At 63.0% G+C, this 18495-nt stretch carries 18 protein-coding genes; 2 read left to right on the plus strand and 16 right to left on the minus strand.

Annotated features, from left to right (window positions below; genetic code table 11):
- Positions 1-9: 9 nt before the first annotated feature.
- Positions 10-339: an XRE family transcriptional regulator gene (locus QYQ98_RS02200; protein WP_302007141.1), complete on the minus strand. Its 330-nt coding sequence runs from the start codon at positions 337-339 to the stop codon at positions 10-12.
- A 90-nt stretch (positions 340-429) separates the two neighbouring features.
- On the opposite strand from QYQ98_RS02200, the gene QYQ98_RS02205 reads away from it, so the two are divergent.
- Positions 430-837, plus strand: a complete 408-nt coding sequence (locus QYQ98_RS02205; RefSeq protein WP_302007142.1) for a cupredoxin domain-containing protein — start codon at positions 430-432, stop codon at positions 835-837.
- On the opposite strand, the gene QYQ98_RS02210 is transcribed toward QYQ98_RS02205, so the two are convergent.
- The 8 genes from QYQ98_RS02210 to QYQ98_RS02245 all read right to left on the minus strand — a co-directional run bounded on the left by QYQ98_RS02210 (position 834) and on the right by QYQ98_RS02245 (position 9580).
- On the minus strand, positions 834-2030 hold the full coding sequence (locus QYQ98_RS02210) for a copper oxidase (protein WP_302007143.1): 1197 nt from the start codon (positions 2028-2030) through the stop codon (positions 834-836). The two genes, QYQ98_RS02205 and QYQ98_RS02210, sit on opposite strands and share 4 nt — an antisense overlap.
- Positions 2031-2115: 85 nt before the next feature.
- Entirely contained in the window at positions 2116-4407 is a 2292-nt protein-coding gene (locus QYQ98_RS02215) for a polyribonucleotide nucleotidyltransferase (RefSeq protein WP_302007144.1), read from the minus strand.
- A 174-nt stretch (positions 4408-4581) separates the two neighbouring features.
- Entirely contained in the window at positions 4582-4836 is a 255-nt protein-coding gene (locus QYQ98_RS02220; RefSeq protein ID WP_302007145.1) for a hypothetical protein, read from the minus strand.
- Positions 4837-5034: 198 nt separating this feature from the next.
- Positions 5035-5301: a hypothetical protein gene (locus QYQ98_RS02225; protein WP_302007146.1), complete on the minus strand. Its 267-nt coding sequence runs from the start codon at positions 5299-5301 to the stop codon at positions 5035-5037.
- Between the two features lie 36 nt (positions 5302-5337).
- Positions 5338-6690, minus strand: coding sequence for an inorganic phosphate transporter (locus tag QYQ98_RS02230; protein WP_302007147.1), 1353 nt, complete (start codon positions 6688-6690; stop codon positions 5338-5340).
- Between the two features lie 203 nt (positions 6691-6893).
- Entirely contained in the window at positions 6894-7163 is a 270-nt protein-coding gene (rpsO, locus tag QYQ98_RS02235; protein ID WP_302007148.1) for a 30S ribosomal protein S15, read from the minus strand.
- 319 nt (positions 7164-7482) lie between these two features.
- A complete protein-coding gene (locus QYQ98_RS02240) occupies positions 7483-8439 on the minus strand; it encodes a nucleoside hydrolase (RefSeq protein ID WP_302007149.1) in 957 nt (318 codons plus the stop codon).
- A 103-nt stretch (positions 8440-8542) separates the two neighbouring features.
- A complete protein-coding gene (locus tag QYQ98_RS02245) occupies positions 8543-9580 on the minus strand; it encodes a bifunctional riboflavin kinase/FAD synthetase (protein WP_302007150.1) in 1038 nt (345 codons plus the stop codon).
- Between the two features lie 31 nt (positions 9581-9611).
- On the opposite strand from QYQ98_RS02245, the gene truB reads away from it, so the two are divergent.
- On the plus strand, positions 9612-10520 hold the full coding sequence (gene truB / locus QYQ98_RS02250; RefSeq protein ID WP_302007151.1) for a tRNA pseudouridine(55) synthase TruB: 909 nt from the start codon (positions 9612-9614) through the stop codon (positions 10518-10520).
- Positions 10521-10634: 114 nt separating this feature from the next.
- Here the strand turns inward: truB and QYQ98_RS02255 are convergent, their stop codons facing one another.
- From QYQ98_RS02255 to QYQ98_RS02285, 7 genes are all read right to left on the minus strand, one after another.
- Complete coding sequence (locus QYQ98_RS02255; RefSeq protein ID WP_302007152.1) at positions 10635-11300, minus strand: 4'-phosphopantetheinyl transferase; 666 nt, start codon at positions 11298-11300, stop codon at positions 10635-10637.
- Positions 11297-12097, minus strand: coding sequence for a metallophosphoesterase (locus QYQ98_RS02260; protein ID WP_302007153.1), 801 nt, complete (start codon positions 12095-12097; stop codon positions 11297-11299). The genes QYQ98_RS02255 and QYQ98_RS02260 overlap by 4 nt, the downstream gene beginning before the upstream one ends.
- 46 nt (positions 12098-12143) lie before the next feature.
- Positions 12144-13427 (minus strand): MATE family efflux transporter, encoded by a 1284-nt coding sequence (locus QYQ98_RS02265; RefSeq protein WP_302007801.1) that lies wholly within the window; start codon positions 13425-13427, stop codon positions 12144-12146.
- 59 nt (positions 13428-13486) lie between these two features.
- Complete coding sequence (locus QYQ98_RS02270; protein WP_302007154.1) at positions 13487-14482, minus strand: bifunctional oligoribonuclease/PAP phosphatase NrnA; 996 nt, start codon at positions 14480-14482, stop codon at positions 13487-13489.
- On the minus strand, positions 14483-14917 hold the full coding sequence (rbfA, locus tag QYQ98_RS02275; protein WP_302007155.1) for a 30S ribosome-binding factor RbfA: 435 nt from the start codon (positions 14915-14917) through the stop codon (positions 14483-14485).
- 128 nt (positions 14918-15045) lie between these two features.
- On the minus strand, positions 15046-17886 hold the full coding sequence (infB, locus tag QYQ98_RS02280; protein ID WP_302007156.1) for a translation initiation factor IF-2: 2841 nt from the start codon (positions 17884-17886) through the stop codon (positions 15046-15048).
- Between the two features lie 125 nt (positions 17887-18011).
- Positions 18012-18323, minus strand: a complete 312-nt coding sequence (locus QYQ98_RS02285; protein WP_302007157.1) for a YlxR family protein — start codon at positions 18321-18323, stop codon at positions 18012-18014.
- Positions 18324-18495 lie beyond the last annotated feature (172 nt).

Here is an 18495-nt window from a genome sequence, read left to right on the forward strand (position 1 = left end):
ACTGGCGCGCTACGCCTGATGCGATTCCGAAAGGATGACCAAGGTGACCGTCGCATTTTCTCGTGCCACCAGCTCATGAACGATTCCCGCGCCGAGGTGAACCGCACATCCCGGCTCCACGATTTTAGTTTCCCCCTCGGCTGAAAACTCCACCCGACCAGTTTGGCCAATAACCAAGATTGGCCAGGCTGCTTTGTGGTCCGGCATGACATCGCCTGCCTCAAAAGACAGACGCACGACAGTAGCCCCTTCGTGCCGGCCCAACACTTTCAATTGGGGCCGGTCACGCTGCTGGTTATCTGCCGTTTTAGATGCCTGTAAACCTTCGATGATCTGCACTGGTCACACCTTTTCAGCTGGACTTCTAAAATGGGTCACGTACTTTTCAGCACGTAGGTTCAGCCTATAGCCCAACGATCGGTTTGCATCATGACTTCTCCACGCACTGCCTCGGCTCGACGCAGCAATATAGCAGCGTGGGCCGTCGTGGCTTTGTTGGTGATCGCCTCGGTGGCAGGAGCTCTCGTGTCGCATGCACGCGCCGGCGATGCGCGGGATCTATCCGGCCCGGTGATCCAAGAAGTGACCATCGAAGGAATGCGCTTTTCTCCCGCGCGTGTAGAGGTAAACGCCTCGACCCCGGTCGTGCTCAAAATCACGAACAATGACGACCGCAACCACGACCTGAAGATCGGTACGCACTACTCAGGCATCATTGCGCCGGGTACAACAGTCGTGCGCGATTTCGGCACGTATTCCACCAACACTCAGGGCTGGTGCACCATGGCCTCGCACAAATCCCGGGGCATGGTCTACGACGTCATGTTGACGGACTAGCTTCCCTGTTTCTGCGCGGCGGCATTCGCCATGATCACCGTACGCTGGACGCGCACGCCGCGCACCATCAGCGGAATGAACGCGACGAGGCACGCGCACGCAACGATGCTGCACACGATGCGCGCGATCGACGACGGCGCGAAGAGCCAGCCGAGCAGAGCGGCGTTGAACACGATCACGCGCACAACGCCCGCGCGGTTCAGCTCCGCCAGGCCCGCCCGCGTCGCAGCAGGGCCACCACCGATCGTCGTGGGCATGAGGTAGCTCATCGTTCCAATGAGAAGCTGCGCGGCGAACCCGGCGAGAAGTGGAAGGGTAGGAAGAGAAAGGGCGTCGAGGTAGCCGTCAATAAGCAATGCGGACGTGCCGAAAGCGACGAGCGATGCCACGAGCCATGCGATGGCGAGCAGCGCGGACAAGCTCGGGTACGTGACGCGTTCGCGCCAGGAGGTGGACAGCGCTCCCGCGAACCACGTTTGCAGCGCCCACGCCCACGCTGCCGCGTACACGAGCACCCCGATTCCTAAAAGGAGACCGCTGTTGGATAGCGCCCCGGCGATGGCAGCGAAAAGACCCGCGCCCATCACGCCGAATACGGCGCGCGGGTACGTGAGCATAGCTTTCATCCGCCACATCGCGGGCAGCAGCACGACAAGCGAGGCCATCGCCGCGAAGCCGACGAAACCGCCGATATTCGCAAGCAGGTGAGCCAGCAAAACACGCTGCTGCCAGCCGCCGCGCAAATCCAGCGCTAGAGCGGCGCCAAAACACCCGCCGAGAACAAGGCACGCGCCAGAAGCCACGTACCCCCACACGCCAGGGCGGAAACGCTTCGCAGGATCCGTCGAAGCAATTTGCTTAGCGACGCCTACCGCATGCCACCCCACTGCCCCCACGACGAGTGCTGCGCCGAAGCAGAGAATGATCCAGTGCCAACCAGCGCCGCTGAACAGGTGGCCGAGCAAAACAGCCACGACTCCGGCGTTGAGGACACGGGACCGTAGCAATTGGGCCGGCCGCGCTGAGTCCGGCAGCTTCTGCTGGAGGAAACGTTCGGTGAGGTTCTGCGACCACACCACGATGGAATTCGTCAGAACGCCCAGCGTGAAAATGTGGATCAGCAGAACGCGCGGCTCAGGCACCAGGGTGTGCACAAGGCCGACGAGAACGAACACACCCATCCACACCGACACAGGACGCGACACCTTGCGGTGCCACACCCGCGGGTCCCACCGGGACGATGGCGGTGAGATGGGTGCTGTCGTCGAGAAGCTTTGTTTACTCGTTGTCTTCATCCTCGTTGACTGGGACGAGCGAGATCTTGCCGCGGTTGTCGATGTCGGCGATCTCCACCTCGATCTTGTCGCCGACGTTGACCACGTCCTCGACATTCTCGATGCGTTTGTTTCCGCCCAGCTTGGAGATGTGAACCAGCCCATCGCGCCCCGGAGTCAGCGACACAAACGCGCCGAAAGCAACTGTCTTCACAACAGTGCCCAAGTAGCGCTCCCCGACCTTCGGCTGCTGCGGGTTAGCAATGGAATTGATTTTCTCGATTGCCGCGTCCGCAGCTTCCCCGGTAGCGGCGGCGACATAGACCGTGCCGTCTTCCTCGATGGAGACATCTGCACCGGTGTCCTCGGTGATCTGGTTGATGGTCTTGCCCTTCGGGCCGATGAGCTCACCGATCTTGGACACGGGGACCTGGACGGTGGTGATCTTCGGGGCAAGCGGACTCATCTCGTCCGGCCCCTCAATGACCTCGGCCATCGTGTCCAGAATGGTCTCTCGGGCATCCTTCGCCTGCTTCAAGGCATTGGCCAGGACATCGGACGGGATGCCGTCGAGCTTGGTGTCCAGCTGCAGAGCGGTGATGAACTCGGAGGTGCCTGCCACCTTGAAGTCCATGTCGCCGAATGCGTCCTCGGCACCCAGGATGTCGGTCAGAGCGACGTACTTGGTCTCTCCGTCGACTTCGCCGGAGACGAGGCCCATGGCAATGCCTGCGACCGGCGCAGCCAGCGGAACACCGGCGTTGTACAGCGACAGGGTCGAGGCGCACACAGAGCCCATGGAGGTCGAGCCGTTCGACCCCAACGCCTCGGAAACCTGGCGGATCGTGTACGGGAACTCCTCCTTCGGCGGAATGACCGGCACAAGAGCACGTTCGGCGAGAGCACCGTGGCCGATCTCGCGGCGCTTCGGGGAACCGACGCGGCCCGTTTCACCCGTGGAATATGGCGGGAAATTGTAGTGGTGAATGTAGTGCTTGGAGGTCTCCGGGTGGAGCGAATCCAGCTGCTGCTCCATCTTCAGCATGTCCAGAGTGGTCACACCCAGGATCTGAGTTTCTCCGCGCTCGAACAGCGAGGAGCCGTGGGCACGGGGAACCAGCTCGACTTCGACCTCGAGGTCGCGGATGTCGGTGACGCCGCGGCCGTCGATGCGAAAGCCCTCGGTGAGGATTTTGTTGCGCACGATCTGCTTCATCACGGCGTTATACGCGGCGCGGATCTGCTTGGACGCGTCCTCATCCTCCTCGACGGGCAGAGAATCAAGCAGCTCCGCTTCGATTTCCTCCATGTAGGCGTTAGTGGCGTCGTCGCGCTCGCCCTTGCCCTTGATGGTGAGCAGCTTAGAGAGCTTCTTGGAGGCCTTCTTCTCCACTGCGTCGAAAATCTCGTCGCTGTACGGCGGGAAGAGCGGGAACTCCTGGGTCTCCTTCGCGGTGCGCTTTGCGAGGCCCTTCTGAGCTTCGCACAGGGTCTTGATAAACGGCTTCGCGGCTTCGAGGCCTTCCGCGACCGTGAACTCGGTCGGCGCAGGTGCACCTTCTTCAACGAGCTTGACGACGTTCCCCCCTGCACCCGCCTCGACCATCATGATCGCGACGTCCTCGACCTTCTTGCGGCCCTTCTTCTTCTCCACGATGCGGCCGGCGACAACCATCTCGAAGACGGCCTGCTCGTGCTGCTCGTGGTTCGGGAACGCGACCCACTGACCGTTCGGGTGGTCGTCGTCGGCGATGAGAGCCATACGCACACCACCGACAGCGCCGGAGACCGGAAGACCCGACAGCTGCGTGGCTGCCGAGGCCCCGTTGATGGCCACGACGTCGTAGTACTCCTCCGGATCCCAGCTCATCACGGTGATGACGACCTGAACCTCGTTGCGCAGACCCTTGACGAAGGTCGGGCGCAGCGGGCGATCGATCAGACGGCATGCCAAGATGGCTTCCGTTGACGGACGGCCTTCGCGGCGGAAGAACGAGCCCGGGATCTTGCCGGCAGCGTACATACGCTCTTCAACGTCGACGGTGAGCGGGAAGAAGTCAAAGCCTTCGCGCGGATGGTTCGAGGCCGTGGTGGTTGCCAGCAGCATCGTCTCGTCGTCGAGGTACGTCGTCACTGAGCCGTCGGCCTGGCGCGCCAGCTGGCCGGTCTCGAACCGGACGGTGCGCTCGCCGAAGTCTCCATTATCCAGGATGGCCACCGCGTCAATGATTCCGAAATCCTCGTCGATGTTGAATTCGACGGAATTGTCCGGGGTGTGCTTTTCGTACTTGCTCAACAGATCCCTTTCCGTGGGTCTCGTTCATGTGGCGATCATCGGTGCCGCCGTTGATGGTTTCCAGATACAACACCCAGGCATGCTACCAGCAGACATAGAAAAATGCCCAGTTCAACCTGGTTGTGGTTGAATTGGACACTCGGGCCGTAAGCGGCACGGGGCGGCTGCTAATGGCTAGGCAGCCAGACCGACAGATGACAGCTCGTGCATCACCTCGTCGAGTTCCCCGGAAGACGGGCGGTGGCGCATCACTTCAGTGAACGCGTTCATGGCTACGCCCGCCGATGCTGGCGTCTGCCCCATGTCGATCAGATACGCGACAACATCCGGAGCGCCGACGCCACCTGTTAGTACTCGGTCCTTCACCGGCGCCAACACCCCGAGCGCGGTGGCGTCAACGGGGTGCCGGAACATATTGGTGATTTTCATGGTGCTCCTTTCGTTCGAATCGTTCGCTTGCGATTAACGAAAAGGAAATTTACCTCATGTTCACCTTGTGTTCATAACTCACTAGTGTTGAGCGGAACGTACACGCAGCGCGACCGCGACTACAACGACTACAAACGGCGCACCCAAGCCAGTGACGCGTATGTCGCGTACGTCGGGTGTGCCGTGTATCTCGTGCTCTTAGACGCCTTCGCCACCGGTGCCGAAGAGATCGACTCCGAAAGTGCTTTGGATACGTCCCTGACCGATCCACAAGATGCCGATGATCAAAGCGATGATGATGATGCCGAAGAACACCCACGCCAACACCTTGTTCGGTGCACTGTCATCGGAGGAATCCTTGTGGGGAACCGCGTAACGCACACCCAGCGCGAACAGAATGGGCAACCCGGCACCGAGAATCAGGCCGCCGAGCGTGACCTGGAAGAGAGATTGAAGCAAGTCCATGTCGAATACTCCTTGAAAATTTCTGGTAGCCGTTGATTACTTGCGCATGTCCTGGGCGGCATCGCCCGGAAGGTCCTTGAAGTTCGCGTAGCCCCGAGTGGTGTCCACGAAGTCAGCGGGTTCACCGGAGTCGCGGCGGCCGTGCTGGGATGCACGCGCACCGGCACCGACCTTCTCGCGGCCGGACTCGTCGGCATCACGGGAGCCCTCCTCCGCCTCGTCGGAACCGCCGTTGCTGTCCCAGTCGTCGTTGACGTTGCCAGAGTGAACCGGGTTCTGGCGGGCACGGTGCAGCATGTAGAGGACCAGAGCAGCCAGGATCGCGAAGGCGAACAGTGCGCCACCGATCGGTCCCGTAGCATTGGAGATCTTGTCGGAGACCCAGAACAGGACACCTGCCACAAATGCGGCAATCGGCAGCGTGGTCAACCAGGCGAGAGCCATGCGGCCGGCCACGCTCCAGCGGACGTCGGCGCCCTTCTTGCCGATGCCGGTGCCGAGGATCGAACCGGTAGCGACGTGGGTGGTAGACAGCGCCATACCCAGGTGGGAGGAGGACAGGATGATCACCGCAGAGGCAGTCTCAGCTGCCATGCCCTGCGGGGAGGAGATCTCGACAAGACCCTTGCCCAGGGTGCGGATCACGCGCCAGCCGCCGGAGTACGTTCCCAAGGCGATCGCAGTCGCACACGCGAAGGTGACCCAGATCGGCATGTCGGCGGACTCTTCGAGGTGGCCGGTGGCAACGAGAGCGAGGAAGATAACACCCATCGTCTTCTGGGCATCGGAGGTGCCGTGTGCGAGAGCAACCAAGGAAGCGGAGCCGATCTGACCCCAACGGAAATAGTCGTCACGCTCTTTCTCGCGCAGCTGGGAGGTGAAGTAGTAGATACCCGCCGTACCGCACGCCGCCACCAAGCCGGCGACGACCGGAGCTGCAAGCGCCGGAACAATGATCTTGTCCAGCACGCCGTTCCACAGCACGCCACCAAAGCCCATTGCGCCGATCGCGGAACCGATCAGACCGCCGAACAGAGAGTGAGAGGAGGACGACGGAAGGCCGAACAACCAGGTGAACAGGTTCCAGAGAATACCGCCGATCAGGCCGCAGAAAACGATGAGTAGCAACGTATCGGCCTGAACGGGGTCGTTGAGATCGAACTCTTCGAGTTTGACGATGCCGTTGGCGACCGTCTTAGCCACCTCAATGGAGAGGAACGCGCCAACGAAGTTCAGGCCACCGGCGAGGATCACGGCGGTCTTCGGCTTCAGGGCACCAGTTGCAATCGAGGTCGCCATGGCGTTCGCAGTGTCGTGGAACCCGTTGGTGAAGTCGAAAGCTAGCGCAGTAACAATGATGATCAGCAGCAGGATCAGCTCGGTTGACATACGCTGAAGTATTCCCTTTAGCGGCCGATCGCGCTAGGAAAGCTCTCAGCCTCCACAGCGTTTTCTCAGCCCTAATTATGGGACTGAACTGCACACATGAACACTACGTGACGCAGATCATTCACCGAAGTTTAAACAAAATGGCATGAAAAAACGGTCACCGGCTATCCGGTGACCGTCGTTTTACGCTTTTCGACGCTGGCCTAGCGGCGCAGACCCAAACGCGAAATAAGATCGCGGTAGCGCTCAACATTGTTCTCGCGCAGGTACTTCAGCAGACCGCGGCGGCGGCCGACGAGCAGCAGCAGACCACGGCGGGAGTGGTGGTCGTGCTTGTGGTCCTTGAGGTGCTCGGTGAGGTTGTTGATGCGCTCGGTGAGCAGTGCGACCTGAGCCTCCGGGGAGCCGGTGTCGGTCTCGTGCAGACCGTACTCCTTGAGGATCTCTGCCTTCTTCTCATTGGTCAAAGCCATTTTTCTTCTCCTTGGTTATTTCAGTTCGCATTCTGCGGATCTCCCCGTTCATAGGGAGCGGTGTCGGCGACTGCTGCGAACCACAGTTGTTCCCCTGCCTGCTGGTGCAGCGCAGGGGGCCGTTACCGAGATAGTCATGTTAGCGCACCTAGTCCGTCGACTACTAATCGCACTAATCGCGGTGAGCGCCCACGTTTGCGGAGGCCGTCACCGCTGGGCGGTCGCTATCGCCGTAAGTCGCTCGCTGTCCGACGGTCAATGTCCGACGGTCAATGTCAGACGGTCACTGTTAGGAACGCGGTCAACGCTATTCGCACGATTAGTCGGTGTCGGCGGCGAGCCCGGTGAGGCGACGCATGAATTCTTCGAGGAAGCGCTGCTTTTCTACGCTGACGGCGACCTTGGCGGTCGTCTCGTCGTCGTTAAGCCGTGTCTCGTCGGCGATGGTGCGGCCGCGGGTCTCGCCTTCGGTGTCGACCTTGAGGTTGATGTCCAGGGTGCCCACCAAGCTCGGATCGATGGCCACGCCGACGGCCAGCGGATCGTGCAGGCCGCAGCCGCCCAGGTGCGGCGCCGTGGTCTTGTAGGCGTCGATGTAGTAGTTCGTCGCAGCTGCCAGGAAGTCGCCGCCCGGGGTGCCCAACGCCTCCCACTCCGCGGTCTCCTCGACAGTCAGTAGCGTCTGGAGAGTGACATCCAGACCGATCATGGTGATGTCTTTGAGGCGGCGGAAGATGGCGTCGGTGGCCTCGGGGTCCTGGTTGACATTTGCTTCCGCCCACGGGGACACGTTGCCCGGCACAGTCAGTGCGCCGCCCATCATGACGATGTGGGCATTCTCTGCGAAGGTATCGCTCACTTTCGCGGCAGCGGCGATCGTGGTGGACGGGCCGGTGGGGACGATGACCAGTTCGTCGCCGTATTGTTCCACCGACTCGACGAGGAAGTCCACGGCGGACTTCGGCTCCACCGCGCGCTGCGGCTCGGGCAGCTCCGCCTCGCCGACACCGTTTTTGCCGTGGATGAACTCAGAAATCTCCAAGACCTCGAAGGAGTCCTTGGCGCTCGCGTGGCCCGGGCCGGCGTACACCGGAATATCCGTGCGGCCGAACAACTCGAGGATGGCCAGGGTGTTGCGCACACCGGTCTCCACGTAGACGTTGCCGTACGTGCCGGTCACGCCGATCAGGTCGACTTCCTCCGAACCGAGCGCGTATGCGAGAGCGAGGGCATCGTCGATGCCGGTATCCAGATCAAGAATCATTTTGCGGGTCATGGCACACCACCCTAGCCCTTCAGCACCTTTCGGCTCCGTTTGGCAACGTTTGGACCCGCTCGGCACCGTTCACCCCCCTCTAGACGCCTGCGGCGCCAGAAGTCTAGGAAAGGATCTGCCGGACCCGGGCGACATCGCGGGCCATGTTCTCGAGCAACTCGTCCACGGAGTCGAATTTGACCATGTCGCGCACCTTGGCGATGAATTCGACCCGCGCCGTGCGCCCGTAGAGGTCGGCGTCGCGGTCGAGGACGAAGGACTCGATGCTGCGGCGGTGGTCGCCGAACGTGGGATTCGTGCCGACAGAGATCGCCGCGGGGTAACGAATCCCCGGCTCCATATCGCCCACGATAGGACCGAGGGATGCGCTGGAACCCGAGACGCCGTCCCCGTTTCTGGTGCCGTCGGCTCCGTCCGCCCCCTCATACTCATCGTGCTCGGGCAGAACCGTGAACCATCCGGCGTAGACCCCGTCACCCGGCACGGCATCGGTGTCGGCTGCGTACTGGTTGGCGGTGGGGTACCCCAGTTCTCTGCCGCCGCGGCCCGCACCGCGCTCAACCACGGCGGTCACGGAAAATTCGCGGCCCAGGAACTCGGAGGCCTGCGTGACATCACCGCCGCGCAAGGCATCGCGAATGGCGGTGGAACAGATGCGCTCGGTGCCGTCGAACAGCAGCGATACAACGTCGACGTCGACGCCGTACTTCTCCCCCAAAGCGAGCATCGTCTGCGCGGTACCTGATGCACCCGCACCGAAGGTGAAATTCTCCCCCACCACCACGCGTGAGGCGTGCAGCGTGTCCACGATGACGGAGCGGAAATACTCCTCCGGGCTCTCCCCCGCAAGCTCCTTAGTGAAGTCGATCACCAACAAGTGATCAACGCCCAGTTCCCCGATCAACCGTGCGCGTTCCGCCAGCGGGACCAACGTTTCCGGGGTGTGCTCCGGCGCGAAGATCTTCACCGGGTGCGGGTCGAACGTCATCACGACGCACTCCACTCCCGTCTCACGGGCAACATTCACAGCACGCCGGATGAGTTTCTGGTGGCCGCGGTGAACACCGTCGAAGACGCCGATGGTGACCACGGGGTCGCGCATGTCGGTGGGAACCTGGCCGAGCCCAGACAAAATATCCACGCCGGAAAGCGTAGTGCATAGTGTGGTGTCTATGAACGTGGGCCAAAATGCAGACCAGCTTTCCGCCGCGGGCGTGGTAGTCGTCGATAAGCCCGCTGGAATGACCAGCCATGATGTCGTTGCGCGGCTGCGGCGCATCTTCGGCACACGGAAGGTCGGGCACGCGGGAACGCTCGACCCGATGGCGACGGGCGTGCTCGTGGCAGGCATCGAGCGCGGGACGAAGCTACTCGCCCACCTCGTTGCGGACGACAAGGTCTATACAGCGACGTTCCGGCTGGGCGCGGCGACGAGCACCGACGACGCGGAAGGCGACGTGCTCAGCCAAGCGGATGCCTCCCACATCACCGACGCCGACATCATGGCGCAGGTCCGCGCGTTGACCGGCGAGATAATGCAGGTTCCCGCCAAAGTTTCCGCGATCAAGATCGGCGGCAAGCGGGCGCACGAGCTGGTCCGCGAAGGCAAACATGTCGAGATTCCGCCGCGCCCCGTCACAGTTTTCAGCTTCAATGTCTTGGACATCCGCCGCGAGGGCCCCTGCGTGGACGTGGACGCGCGCGTGCACTGCTCGTCCGGCACGTACATCCGCTCGCTCGCGCGTGACATGGGGGACGCGCTCGGCGTCGGCGGGCACCTCACCGCTTTGCGCCGGGAAACGTCCGGCCCGTTCACGCTCGCCCACGCGCGCACGCTCGATGAACTCGAGGAACGCGTGACTCTGTCACTCACCCTCGACGAAGCGTTGACCACCGCGTGGCCCGTCCTCGCTGTCACCGCCGACGAATACGCCGCGCTCGCCATGGGCAAATGGCTCGAGCCCCGCGGACTTAAAGGCGTTCACGCCGCCGTCGGACCGGATGGCAGGGCCGTCGCTCTCGTCAAAGAAAAAGGCACCCGCTTATCGACGGTCTTTGTCGCCCGCCCCTCCACCCTCTGATCCAGGCGACGCTGTGCGTAGGGTACCCAGTGCTCCAGCGCACCATTGTCACAGCGTCCCGGCGCCAGGTGGTCCAACTCTCGGGTGCCCTCGCTCTGCCCTACCGCGCCTTGCTCAACGCTGCGAAGCCGGAACGAAGGTCGCCGCGCAGACATACCCGGCGCGAACGAGCCACCTGCCCTCGATGAACGGCACCGGCGTCGGCCGCGCAAGCAGGTACGAGATGAATGTGCCGTCGGGGCGGATGTCAATCTCGGCATCCTCAAAACCGAGCCACCGCATCGTCATGGGGAACCACGCCTTGTAGGTTGCCTCTTTCGCGCAGAAGAGCAATCGATCCGCCCAATCATTCCCCGCGGCCTTTTGCAGATCGACCCAGTGGCGCTCCGGCGAACGGGCGATCTGGTCGAGGACCCCATCCGGCAGCGGCTGGGCTGGCTCGGCATCTATTCCCACCGAGCGCAACGTATCTGTGGGCGCAGCGACCGCCACGCGCAGACCGTCCGTGTGCGTCAGAGATCCGGTGTAGCCCTCCGGCCACAGCGGCATCCCTTTCTCGCCCTTTAGGATCGCGTTGGAGGCTTTCATCCCTAGCTCGAGCAGCGCTTGATGAGCGCACCAGCGAGCATCGCCGAACTCGCCTTTGCGGTTGTCCACAGCACGGCTGACCACCACACGCTCGGCAGGGTGAAGTTCGTTGTAGTTTGTCAGGTCAGAGTTCGCGTCGGTCCGCAAAAACACCACGCGCGCGGGAGCCGGAAACAGCTTTTCGACGATCACTGCTCCACCTCCATCACCGGATACGGCCACGCAGGCGGCTCTGTTCGGCGCTTCCACTCGTCCGGATAACCCAGAGAGACTTCGACGTGATCGACGCCGTCGATCGTCTGCACCCCGGGCATGTGCAGGTGGCCGTAAATGACCGCCTGCGCGTTATAGCGCGTCGCCCACCCTCGTGTGTGCCGGGTGCCGCACCACAAGGTGGCCTCTCGCAGCCACATTCTGTCCGTCGGTTCCTGCGCCAAGGGCCAGTGGTTGATCAGGATAGTCGGCCCGTCGATCCGCGACAGCCGTCGCGTCGAGTACGCGAGACGGTCCCAGCACCACGCGCGGATATCTGTGAACGGGGCGATGGCCACCTCATCGGTGAACACGACTTCCTTCTCCCGCGCGGATTCCAATGCCTCCTCCACCGTCTTCGTCGGCGGCCTGAACGAGTAGTCGTACAGGGTGAAGAGAGGAACCACGGTGACACCGGCAAAGACCGGGTATGGGTCTTCCGGCGTAATCACGCCGAGACCGCGCAGCTTGTTCACCAGGTCCGTGTATTTCTCCCGCCCTCTGTACCGGTCAGTGCCGCGGGCGAAGAGCTCGTGATTGCCCGGAACCCAAATGACGGTGTCGAAGCGCTGCACTAAGGTCGCCATAATCCGCACGACAAGCTCGGTGCGTTCCGCGACATCGCCGGCGACAATCAGCCAGTCGGATGCGTCCGACGGAACGATGTCGTCGACGCGAGGACGATTCGCTTTCACCGCCGCGTGGAGGTCCGAAACCGCCCACAGTGTCCTCGTCATCGTCGCCGCCCTTCTCTTCTTTGACGCCCCGCTATGCCCCGTCAGCCTAGTCTTCCGGCTGTTCGAGGCTCGCCCAGCGCATGGATTGGAAGCGCCACACAACGCCGACGAGACGCATCACGATCATGGCGGCGAGACCGCACCAAATGCCGGTCAAACCGGTGCCCGCAAAATACGCGATGGCGATACCGGGGAGGAAACCGACGAGCACCGAACTGAGCGTCAGCGTGCGCAAGAAAGCGGCGTCCCCGGCGCCCAGCAGCACACCATCTAGGGCGAAGACCACGCCACCGGCAGCAATCATTCCGATCAACACCCACCACGGAAGAGCCATTTCGCGGAGAACCGCCCCGTCGGTGGTGAACAGGCGCCGAATGAACGGCCCGCCGATAGCGAAGACGGCCGACAGCGACAGTGCGAACCACAGGGACAGGCGGGTGACTTTCTCGCCGACAGCGCGAGCGTCGTCGACACGCCCGGTGCCCAATGCCGCTCCGGTGAGCGTCTGCGCGGCAATAGCCAGCGAGTCGAGCACGAGAGTCAGGAAATTCCACAGCTGCAGCATCACCTGGTGCGCCGCCAACGCCGCCACGCTCACTCTTCCCGCCACCGCCGCGGCGGACACAAATGCGATTTGGAACGACAGCGACCGCAAGATCAGGTCGCGGCCAAGCACCAGCTGCCGTGCGATCACCCGGCCGTCCGGAGCCCACGAACCGGAGTGGCTCCGAATGAGGGCGAAGAGAAAGCCCGCCGCGGTGAGACCCATACCGATGACGTTGGCCACCGCTGATCCCACGAGCCCGAACCGGTCCACCAAGAACGGCAACGCCACCGCCCCGGGAACAAGTCCGCACAAAGTGAGGTAGAACGGCAACTTGGTGTTCTGGATTCCGCGCAACCACCCGTTACCGGCCATGATGATCAGCGTGAGCGGAATGGCGAAGGCCGCCACCCGCATCCACTGCACAGCCATGTCAGCTGTGGCCGCGTCATTGGTGAGGAAGAGTGCGATCGGGCGCGCGAAGACCCAGACCAACGTGGAGAGCAACAGCCCCACACCGACCGCGACCCATGTCGCCTGCACTCCCTCCGCAATCGCCCGCTGCTTCTTGCCCGCGCCGTAGAAACGCGCCGAACGAGCGGTGGTGCCGTAGGAAAGGAAGGTCAGCTGCGTCGTCAAGGTGGACTGCACCGTGGCACCGGCCGCGAGCGCAGCCAGCTGGCCGGCACCGAGGCGGCCGATAACAGCCGTATCAAGCAGCAGGTAAAGCGGATTCGCCGCTAAAACTCCGAGCGCCGGCAGCGCGAGCGCAAGAACGCGGCGCATTGTCACCGCGGACTCAGCTGCGGCGTCTCCTCGCTCGGGCTTAGTAGACGTTCCGCCGGTCACTGCGCCGGGGCCATTTCCGCAATCGACCGCTGCAAAGCGGCAATCGCGTCTTCTACTGGTCCAGCAACCGAATACCCGGCTGCGGGGATGTGCCCGCCCCCGCCGTGAACGGCCGCTACTTCAGCCATGTTGAGCACGGTCGAGCGCAATGAAACAGACCAGTAACCGGGATGAATTTCCTTGAACACCACACCGATGTCACTTCCGGTCAGTGCCCGCGAATACTCGATGATGGACTCCACGGCGGTTTGGTTCATGCCGTCGAGATGAGAATCGTCAATCCGCAGCACAGACATAGTCAGATTGCCAGCGGCGAGTGTCTGCATGCCCGCCATGACTTCGCCCATCAATTTCAGGTCATCGGCGGAGACGGCATCCATCAAATCCATGCCTGCTGAACGCGGCTCAACCCCGTTCTCAAGTAATTCAGCCGCTAGGCGGTGCATCCGCGGGGTCCCCCACCGGAAGCTACCCGTATCAGTAACCAAACCGGCGTACAAGCAATACGCGATCTCAGTAGTCAGCTCAACACCCAAATAGCGCATGAGCTCGCGGATGATCACCGTGGTCGATTCAGACGGCAGCACCAGATTCATTCCGCCGAAGCCGGGGTTCGAAGCATGGTGGTCAATCACCACAACTCGCGTCGGATCCGCCGCCAAAACGTGCCGGAAACTACCCGTGCGGTCAAGAGAGGCGCAATCCGTTGTCACCACCAATCCGCCCGCGGGAAGCTCCCGGCCCAGAATGACGTCCTCAACTCCCGGAATGGATGACAGGTTCTCCGGCCATGGGGCGCTCTGCCCAATGTAGACATCCGCCTCAATGCCCAGTTCCCGTAACGCGAACGCCAACCCAGAGGCTGATCCCACCGCATCCGCATCAGGGCGGATGTGGGTGACAATGTGAACGGAATCGACCGACCTCAGCCGTTCCGCTACCGCTTCGAAATCGCCCTCGCCCGGTGCAAAGAGAGTGGCCGGAGATGTCATTTACTCATCCCTCGTCTTGTAAGGATCCGCGTCACCCGCCGGGGTCGCATTCTTCTTCAACTCCGCGAGCTCCTCGTCGCGCGCGCGGGCACGGGCAAGCAGTTCCTCCATGCGCGCCGACGTCTCCGGCACAGTATCCAGCTCGAAGCTCAGCGTCGGAGTGAACCGGACCCCCAGCTCATCCCCCACGATCTTGCGCAGTTGACCGCGTGCGCGGTGAAGGGCCTCCGCAGCCTGGTCGAGGTCGGGCTCATCATCGATACCAGCACCACGGACGGTGTAGTACACAGTCGCGTCATGCAGGTCTCCTGTGACGCGGACATCCGTGACAGTGACCAGCTCCAAGCGGCGATCTTTGACCTGGCGTTCGATCGCTGTTGCCACGATGGTTTGAATCCGCTTGGCCAAGCGCTGGGCGCGGGTGTTGTCAGCCACTGTGATTCCCCTTCCTGCTCTTCAAATCAGCTTCCCTAGTGTAGCGCCCCCCACCAACACCCACGCCCCGCGGGCGTGTGCCTGCGGGGCGTGGGGTGCGGCGCGAGCCGTCGATAAGCGTTCACGCGTTAGGTGCGCGGAACCTCGACCATCTCGTAGACCTGGATCTCGTCGTCGACCTGAATGTCCGGGTACGACAGGACCATGCCGCATTCGTAACCCTTGTCCACCTCGGTGACGTCGTCCTTCTCGCGGCGGAGCGAATCGATCGTCGCATCCGGAGTGATCACGTTGCCGTCGCGCACAAGACGGACCTTCGCCCCGCGGCGCACCTTGCCGGAGGTGACCATGCAACCCGCGATGAGACCGACAGCGGATGCCTTGAAGATCTGGCGGATCTCCGCGGAACCGAGGTCGCGCTCCTCGTAGATGGGCTTGAGCATGCCCTTGAGCGCAGCTTCCATGTCGTCGATGACCTGGTAGATCACCGAGTAGTAGCGGATCTCCACGCCCTCCTCGTTGGCTTCCTCCGTGGCCTTGCCCTCGGAGCGGACGTTGAAGGCGATGATCACAGCGTCCGACGCGGCGGCCAGCGACACGTTGGTCTGGGTCACAGCACCGACCCCGCGGTCGATGATGTTGACCTGCACCTCGTCGTCCACCTCGATCTTGAGCAGGGCCTCCTCGAGGGCTTCCACCGAACCGGCGTTGTCGCCCTTGAGGATGAGGTTGAGCGTGCTGGTCTCCTTGAGCGCCTGATCCAGGTTCTCCAGGGACACGCGCTTCTTCTTCCGGGCTTGCATCGCCGCACGCTGACGCGCGTCGCGCTGCGCCGCGATCTGACGTGCCACGCGGTCGTCCTCGACCACGAGCAAGTTGTCGCCCGGGCCAGGGACACCGTTGAGCCCCTGAACCTGAACCGGGCAGGACGGGCCGGCCTCTTCGACGTCGTTGCCCCACTCGTCGATCATGCGGCGCACGCGGCCGAAGTTGCCGCCCACGACGATGGAATCGCCGACGCGCAGCGTACCGCGCTGAACGATGACGGTGGAGACCGGGCCGCGGCCGCGGTCCAGGTGGGACTCGATAGCCAGACCCTGAGCGTCCATGTCCGGGTTCGCCGTCAGCTCGAGAGCGGCATCCGCCGTAAGCAGGACAGCCTCGAGCAGATCGTCGATACCGGTGCCGTTCTTCGCCGAGATGTCGATGAACATGGTGTCGCCGCCGTACTCCTCCGGAATGAGGTCGTACTCGGTGAGCTGGCCGCGGATCTTGTCCGGCTGGGCCTCCGGCTTATCCACCTTGTTCACAGCCACCACGATCGGCAGCTCAGCTGCCTTCGCGTGGTTGATCGCCTCGACTGTCTGCGGCATGACGCCGTCATCCGCTGCCACGACGAGAATTGCAAGGTCAGTTGACTTGGCACCGCGGGCACGCATGGCGGTGAACGCCTCGTGGCCCGGGGTATCCAAGAACGTGATCTTGCGCGGCTCGTCTTCGAGGGTGACCTCGGTCTGGTAAGCACCGATGCCCTGGGTGATGCCGCCGGCCTCGCCGCGGCCGACGTTCGCGTTGCGGATCGAGTCCAGCAGGCGGGTCTTACCGTGGTCGACGTGGCCCATGACGGACACCACTGGCGGACGCTGCTCCAGCTCTTCGTCGCCGCCCTCGTCTTCGCCGAACTGCAGGTCGAAGGATTCGAGCAACTCGCGGTCCTCGTCCTCAGGCGAGACGATCTGCACCTCGTAGTTGATCTCGGCGCCGAGCAGCTGCAGCGTCTCCTCGGAAACAGACTGGGTTGCAGTCACCATCTCGCCCAAGTTGAACAGCGCCTGGACGAGGTTCGACGCCTCGGTACCGATCTTCTCCGCCAGATCAGACAAGGTCGCACCCTGACGCAAACGGACGGTCTTGCCGCCGCCATCGGGCAAGCGGACGCCACCGACCACGTTCGGTGCGTGCATCTCCTCGTACTCGTTGCGCTTCTGGCGCTTGGACTTTCGTCCCTTGCCAGGTGCGCCACCCGGACGACCGAATGCACCGGCAGTGCCGCCGCGGCGTCCACCGCGACCGCGGAAACCGCCGCCGCCCATCGGGCCGCCACCACCGCGACCGCGGCCACCGGGACCACCAGGCCCTCCGTGACCGCGCCCGCCGCCACCCTTGCGGGTGGACGCGCGGGACGGCATTTGAGCCGGGTTCGGGTGGTTCGCCATATCCGCGGGGCTCGGTGCAGCCGAGCCGCCGGGACGCGGACCTCCGGAGCGCTGCCCCTGGCCACCCGGACGGGGAGCCTGGTCACCGCGGCGCTTCTGCTGGCCGGCCGCACCGGCGCCACCACGCCCGCCAGGACGCGGTTGCGGGCGCGGGCCGCCCTGGTTGGAGGAGAACGGATTGTTGGCTACGCGCGGCCGGCCCCCCGGTTTGGGCATGGGGCGAGGCATCGCAGCGCCACCTTCTGCGCCTGGTTTGGGCGCCGGCTTGGCAGCGGGCTTCGGTCCCGGTGCCGCAGGTTTGGGTGCCTGGCCTGCAGGGGACTGCGCGCCCGGTTTCGGAGCGGCCTTCGGCCCGGGCTTGGCTGCGGCTCCGGGTTTCGGGGCAGCACCGGAAGCTGCTGCGGCACCCGGCTTCGGAGCAGGCTTTGCGGAAGGCTTAGCAGCCTCGTTCTTCGGCACCTCTGCCTTAGCCGCTGCAGGTTTTGCGGCGGGCTTCGACGCAGCCGGTTTCTTCGCCGGTGCGCCCGGCTTAGCAGCCGCAGAATTCTTAGACGGAGCAGGTTTATTGCTCTTCGCGCCGTCTCCGGCGCCGCGCTCCTCGTAGAGCGCCTTGATCTTCTTCACCACCGGCGGTTCGATGGTGGAAGATGCGGTTTTGACGAACTCGCCTTCCTCTTTCAGGGTGGCGAGCAATTCCTTACTTGTTACGCCGAGCTGTTTAGCCAGTTCGTGAACGCGTAGCTTTCCGGGCACTTGTCTCCTCGTTGTAGGGCTAGAGGCAACAGTCCGCAGCTACGCGGCTGACCTCTAGACGATGGTCATGACGTTCATCGCTGATGCTTCATGGTCTGCTTCATGGTTGAAGACTCATCAGTTCTTTAGTCCTTTTCACTTACTTGCTTTCGGTTCACCGGTGAGGGTTGATTCTCTCCGGCGATGTACTCGCGTACATTGCTGGCATCCACTTGCGCGGACACCCGGAGGGCCCGCCCGAAGGCGCGGCGGGACTCCGCCAGCTCAAACGCTTCGAGGCTGGGGGTGATCCACGCGCCGCGTCCGGGAAGTCTCCGTCCCGGATCCGCGATGACACGCGTGGGATCTTCTGGGTCGACGACGACGCGCAGAAGCTGAGTGTCCGGCCGCGCCTCACGCGTGGCAATGCACGTCCGGGTCCGTGTCGGGTTACTCATTTTCGCTTATCGACGCCTCCCACCCCGCTGCCTCGGCAGGATTGAAGCCAAGGTTCAACCATACGCTATCGGGACGCGGAACTGTAACTTGTTGTTCACTTTGATAGCGCGAAGCACCCGCCAGGTGATGCCGGGCAACCCCGCACTTCCTGCTGCCGGCGCAAGACCGTTC

Origin of the sequence: Corynebacterium sp. P3-F1, from assembly GCF_030503635.1 — a bacterium.
In the GTDB taxonomy this organism is placed as follows: Bacteria; Actinomycetota; Actinomycetes; order Mycobacteriales; family Mycobacteriaceae; genus Corynebacterium.

Excerpts from the sequence above, each read along its gene's own strand:
- rpsO (WP_302007148.1), bottom strand. The coding sequence starts at position 7,163 with ATGGCTTTGACCAATGAGAAGAAGGCAGAGATCCTCAAGGAGTACGGT.
- QYQ98_RS02205 (WP_302007142.1), top strand. The coding sequence starts at position 430 with ATGACTTCTCCACGCACTGCCTCGGCTCGACGCAGCAATATAGCAGCG.
- QYQ98_RS02265 (WP_302007801.1), bottom strand. The coding sequence starts at position 13,427 with ATGCGCCGCGTTCTTGCGCTCGCGCTGCCGGCGCTCGGAGTTTTAGCG.
- QYQ98_RS02285 (WP_302007157.1), bottom strand. The coding sequence starts at position 18,323 with ATGAGTAACCCGACACGGACCCGGACGTGCATTGCCACGCGTGAGGCG.
- QYQ98_RS02240 (WP_302007149.1), bottom strand. The coding sequence starts at position 8,439 with ATGACCCGCAAAATGATTCTTGATCTGGATACCGGCATCGACGATGCC.
- QYQ98_RS02270 (WP_302007154.1), bottom strand. The coding sequence starts at position 14,482 with ATGACATCTCCGGCCACTCTCTTTGCACCGGGCGAGGGCGATTTCGAA.
- QYQ98_RS02220 (WP_302007145.1), bottom strand. The coding sequence starts at position 4,836 with ATGAAAATCACCAATATGTTCCGGCACCCCGTTGACGCCACCGCGCTC.
- truB (WP_302007151.1), top strand. The coding sequence starts at position 9,612 with ATGAACGTGGGCCAAAATGCAGACCAGCTTTCCGCCGCGGGCGTGGTA.
- QYQ98_RS02225 (WP_302007146.1), bottom strand. The coding sequence starts at position 5,301 with ATGGACTTGCTTCAATCTCTCTTCCAGGTCACGCTCGGCGGCCTGATT.
- QYQ98_RS02260 (WP_302007153.1), bottom strand. The coding sequence starts at position 12,097 with ATGACGAGGACACTGTGGGCGGTTTCGGACCTCCACGCGGCGGTGAAA.
- QYQ98_RS02230 (WP_302007147.1), bottom strand. The coding sequence starts at position 6,690 with ATGTCAACCGAGCTGATCCTGCTGCTGATCATCATTGTTACTGCGCTA.